A 937-nucleotide genomic window follows, 5' to 3' on the forward strand; every position below is an offset into this window, starting at 1 on the left:
TCTTGCATTAATCTCTGCAAGCGCTCGGGATAAAAAAAATCTTCTGGACGCAAATCTATCCCATGATCACGTGCGTAATCTAAAATTTTTTGCTGGTGTTTTGCTGGCATGTCACGCCATCTATAAACAGATGACACATCTCTTTGCACTATGGTTGCTACAGTTTTGAAACCACCTAAATATTTTATAATTAATCTCGAAGGCATATGTAATCTCCATAACAGCACAATAAATAATTGCACTTTTTACATATGTCAACAAAAAATGCACCTTTCACATTTTTGCATTTTACGTATTTTTAGGGATAATATTTAAATTATGAGTAGCAATATTGAAAAAAGTATCCAACAATGGCTAGAAAAAAAATTAGACGAGCGCGGACACGGTGCTCAAATAGAACTAGCCGCCTACTTGGGAATCCATCAATCCACTATAAGCAGAATGATTAATCCTTACAAAAATGGAAAATCAAGAAGCATAAGTATTGGGGAATTAGTTAAAATAGCTGAGTTTTTTAACGAGCCCCCCCCCAATTTCTTCAATGATGTTGATCAAGAATTTATGAATTTTTATCGTGATCTTTCTGAAGAAAACAAGAAGTCTGTGATTTTATATATTGAGTTTTTAAGGCAATCAAAAGATAAGTTATAGTTTCCTTTTCTTTCTGAGAAAACCCTTTTAAAAGATTAGAATCTTGTTCCGCTATTTGCATTTTGTATCTCCATAAATTGTGGATAGTGCACTTTTTAAAAAAACATATCTAGCATAAATATGCACTTTTTACATTTTTATGTTGACACTTGCACTTTTTGCATATATTTATCTCCCATATCTTAGAAAATAACTTTTGCCAATAGGCATATGGAGGCATTTGTGAATAAACCAGTGTTTATAAATTCTGATGAAATTCTCTTAGTGATGTGCGAAAATGAAGAAC

2 protein-coding genes are annotated in these 937 nt (G+C 32.3%); one reads left to right on the plus strand and one right to left on the minus strand.

Annotated features, from left to right (window positions below):
* Positions 1–206 (minus strand): hypothetical protein (locus ACFIM6_RS09975; RefSeq protein ID WP_375612683.1); only part of this gene is annotated, 206 nt, incomplete at its 3' end.
* A 112-nt stretch (positions 207–318) separates the two neighbouring features.
* Here ACFIM6_RS09975 and ACFIM6_RS09980 point away from each other — a divergent pair.
* The gene (locus ACFIM6_RS09980; RefSeq protein ID WP_375612684.1) at positions 319–651 is read left to right on the plus strand and encodes a helix-turn-helix domain-containing protein; all 333 of its coding nucleotides are present in this window, start codon (positions 319–321) and stop codon (positions 649–651) included.
* Positions 652–937: the final 286 nt, after the last annotated feature.

Origin of the sequence: Bartonella sp. AA9NXGY (assembly GCF_042196845.1) — a bacterium.
Taxonomy (GTDB): domain Bacteria; phylum Pseudomonadota; class Alphaproteobacteria; order Rhizobiales; family Rhizobiaceae; genus Bartonella.

What these genes read in the sequence shown, in the direction of transcription:
- ACFIM6_RS09980 (WP_375612684.1), top strand. Translation starts at nt 319, where the DNA reads ATGAGTAGCAATATTGAAAAAAGTATCCAACAATGGCTAGAAAAAAAA.